3 protein-coding genes are annotated in these 3,459 nt (G+C 55.1%); all 3 read right to left on the bottom strand.

Translation table 11 applies throughout. The features are described 5' to 3' along the window. Nucleotides 1-1,940, bottom strand: a 1,940-nt coding sequence (locus BLU64_RS16860) for a T6SS phospholipase effector Tle1-like catalytic domain-containing protein (protein ID WP_074729449.1), incomplete at its 3' end; no start/stop codon positions are given. Further along, nucleotides 1,940-2,737, bottom strand: a complete 798-nt coding sequence (locus BLU64_RS16855; RefSeq protein ID WP_036153781.1) for a DUF4123 domain-containing protein — start codon at nucleotides 2,735-2,737, stop codon at nucleotides 1,940-1,942. The genes BLU64_RS16855 and BLU64_RS16860, both read right to left, overlap by 1 nt. Next, the coding region (locus tag BLU64_RS16850) for a bacteriophage T4 gp5 trimerisation domain-containing protein (RefSeq protein ID WP_425311885.1) at nucleotides 2,734-3,459 on the bottom strand (726 nt) is incomplete at its 5' end. The genes BLU64_RS16855 and BLU64_RS16850, both read right to left, overlap by 4 nt.

Genomic DNA, 3,459 nt, shown 5'->3' with positions numbered 1-3,459 from the left:
TTCTTACTCGTATTGGCTGGATTGGCGATACTTTGGTTATTAGCGCTATGGTGAAGATAGTTACCACGCAATGCCCGGTAAGCTTCTTCTGGTAACTGAAGCCCCAGATTTTTCACAAGTCCCTGTTCAGTAGCAACCAAGGCCCAATGTTTGTCTAGTTGGGCTAGCTTGATCACCGGGACTTTAGCTGCTCCAGACTCCAGCCTTAAACTCATTGCTGTTGGATCCCACTCTTGAAACGGCACCCCTGCCGCACGTCCGGCCTCGACCATCATATGCAACGGAATGCGAGAGTATTCACCCTCTACGACCCTGCGCATCACCACCTCCACATAGACGGCTTTTTTGGGCCACGCATCATTTTTACCACGGCGTCGGATAAACGAGTAGGGGACTAAACTGATCGCCCCCAACGGGGGGGTGGCGGTTCGCGACACATTCGGTTGAAGGCGATCGGCCCAGCCCAGTGCTATTTTCTCCTCGGCGTAGGCCCGCGCTTTTTGATAGGCGCGGCTGCCTGTCTCTGGCATCGAAGCGTCCTCCTCGCTCATAAAGCGTTCCAGTTCGATACACTCGGTCAGCGCCGGATCGCTGTTGGGATTAGACAGGCTCCAGCGGCTGTAATACCCCCCGCCGATATCTGAATGCGCCCCCGGCAACGCCAATTCGGTAAAATGTGGAGGGATGCTGGTGCCAGCGGCCGTAGGGGTAATCCGCGTGAGTGGGAAGTGTTTACGCACCTCATCCAGTGCGGTCAGGTGCACCACTCGCTCCGCGCTGTCATCCTTCAAACGGGTATTAACTCGGGAGTTAAATGAGGACACCACCGTGTCGAAAATGCCGACAAACGCGATGCGCACATCCTCACGATTGCTCCAGTCAAACCCTGCTTTCAGGCGGATAGTTTCATTATTTGCTACCGCCTGCACCAGCGGATGGTCTTTTTTCTGGTCGATGACGTTGACAAAATGACGCGCCGCCGCCGCGCCGCGGCTAAAACCAAAGACGTCAAATACAACACGATGGATACACTCAATACTGGGCAAAACTGTTTCCAAATCTCGAATGATCGCGGCAACAATCTCTTGCTCACACGCTCGATTAACCTTGCCGATGATCGATGTATTTTCGCCTACAAAGTTCAAATCCAACCCTTGCGTCAACGTATCGTCCCCTCGGTATTCGATCTCGTCTTTTCCGGCCACCGGATCGCGGGTACCAATACCGCTGATATAGCTATGGACAATTAATGTCCCCGCGGTAAGGTCGTATTGATTGAACAGTTTCCCCACATTCGTCATATCATTAGCCGCACTCCCCCCGATGGGGAGCTGCCCCATCTGACAGCCCCGCAGCTCCTTCTCCCGCTGAGCTGGGTCTGAGCAGGTCTCAGCCAACCACTGCTCGACTTTTCTAAGCCCAGATTCGGCGTTGAAGTTATTGTTTCCTGTACCATCAAAAAAGACGCCGATGCGTAATACGTTAATCTGGTAGCCTTTTACCTCGATAACGTAAGAATGATGGGTATAGAACCGCACGTTGCCGGCTTTCCCTTCCTGATGCGCTTCCGGCAATGCAGGCTCGGCCGGGGTCAGGCAGAGATCGCCTGTCGTCACTTTGACGTATTCGCGTTTCGTCGTCTCATAGCCCGTCAGTTCTGCTGTATAGGCAGTCACTGGGCTTGGTCCCTCTTTGAGGGCTTCGCGCGACTGAGCTGCCTTGAGCCAGGGTTGCGTTTCCAGTTTCACCGTCACGGGGCCGACGGCGAAACCACGCGCCAGCGTAGGTCCCTCTTTTAAGATGACCGTTTCGGATTTGCCAGTCTCATCTGTCAGTGTCGCTTTTAATCCCTTGAATGAGCGATTGTGCTCATCACGAACGTCGATTTCTATCCAGTTATCGTAACGTTCACAGGGGATGCAGTAAGGATCTGCCGCCATCAATGGGCTCCTATTAATTCTTTGTGTTTCGCCATCCAATGGCTGACCTGCGCCCATTCAGCGTCGGTCAGCATGAGCGGCACCCTGATGCTCTCCAGTGACAGGCCGGCCTGCAACGTCAAGGCGCCGGCCACCACGCCGTCGAGCACATCTCCTTCAAGCTTCTCCGCATTGGCTTGCCGGAGTACCGGTAAAATGGCACTGGCCGGATCTGGGTGGCGTTCCATCATGGCCGTCATGGATTGCCACAAGCGCCGGCGCAGAATATAGGCATGTCGGTCTTCGTCGTATAATGCCGCCAGATGGTGTGATTGAATATGAAACCAAGGCGTATCTAATGCCGCGCGAAACGGTAAACGGGGAGTCCGTGTAAAACCGGTGCCACTGATCCAAATTCCGGTGCAGGGACCCATAATTGCATCCCGCTCTTCGGGGCTCATCGCATTAAACATTGGCAGGAATATTCGGGAATCAGAAAAACGAAAATAGACGATTTCCCCGTCACGAATGACCTGTATCAGGCTTTGCCAGTGGCGACGCACCACATCAATCGGCTGGTCGCTGACCAGATAAAAGCCACTCAGTTCCGGTGTCGCCTCCATAAACTCAGTCGAAGGATTAAACAGTAGCCAAGGCCCTAGGACGGCTTGTTCACCGAATGTGGTACCGGCGAACAGAGGGGATGCCTCACCATGACTCAGCTCGTAGAAACGCGCCACCGCCGAACGGTCTGCCGCACCATCCACGATTGCAAACAGCTCACCGCTATGCTGTTCTCGCCATAAATCCATGCTCATGCCTTACCGCCTTTAGCCAGAGGGCAAGGTTTGGCCAGCGGTGCCATCGACGCCATGCTTTTATGAATGGCAGGAGCAGGCAATGTGGCGGATGGGGCTGGAGGTACGGCAACTTCGCCTGGTAGTGTGGGAAGTTCTCCTGCCCAGTTGGACCCAACACCGGCGCTCCCTCCGGAGTTCATCTTGATGGATGGGCCGACAAGGGTCACTCCGGCGGGGGTAATTTTGATAAAACTCCCCCCGACTTTCAGCGTCAACTCCGCCCCCGCGTCAATAACCACCTTGGCGCCGGCTTTTACGTGTACTTCCTGACCCGCATCGACCAGTAACGCCTGCCCCAATTTATGGTGCATCGACGCATCGACGGTCAGCGAGTAATCCCCCTGAATATGATCGCGCTTTTCCTGCTCCACTGTGAGGTGGTCGGTGGCTTTGACGCGGGTGACCCGCTCGTTATCAATCTCCGTATGCGCATCGTGCCGAATATGCCAGACGACGTCATGTTCGACCATCGCACGGAGGTCTTTCTGGCCGTGCAGATAAATTTCTTCCTCGCCAGCCTGATCTTCAAAGCGCAGCTCGTTGAAGCCGACCCCTTTGTGGGTCGCACTCTTGATGCTCATGCGGGTCTTGTGCGCCGGCAGTTCATACGGCGCGGGATGGGTGGCGTGATAGGTGCGCCCGGTGACGATCGGCTGGTCCGGGTCGCCCTCCAGAAAACT

It is taken from the genome of Lonsdalea quercina, assembly GCF_900107885.1.
Taxonomy (GTDB): Bacteria; Pseudomonadota; Gammaproteobacteria; order Enterobacterales; family Enterobacteriaceae; genus Lonsdalea; species Lonsdalea quercina.
This window is presented reverse-complemented; position numbering and strand designations above follow the sequence as displayed.

Excerpts from the sequence above, each read along its gene's own strand:
- BLU64_RS16855 (WP_036153781.1), bottom strand. The coding sequence starts at position 2,737 with ATGAGCATGGATTTATGGCGAGAACAGCATAGCGGTGAGCTGTTTGCA.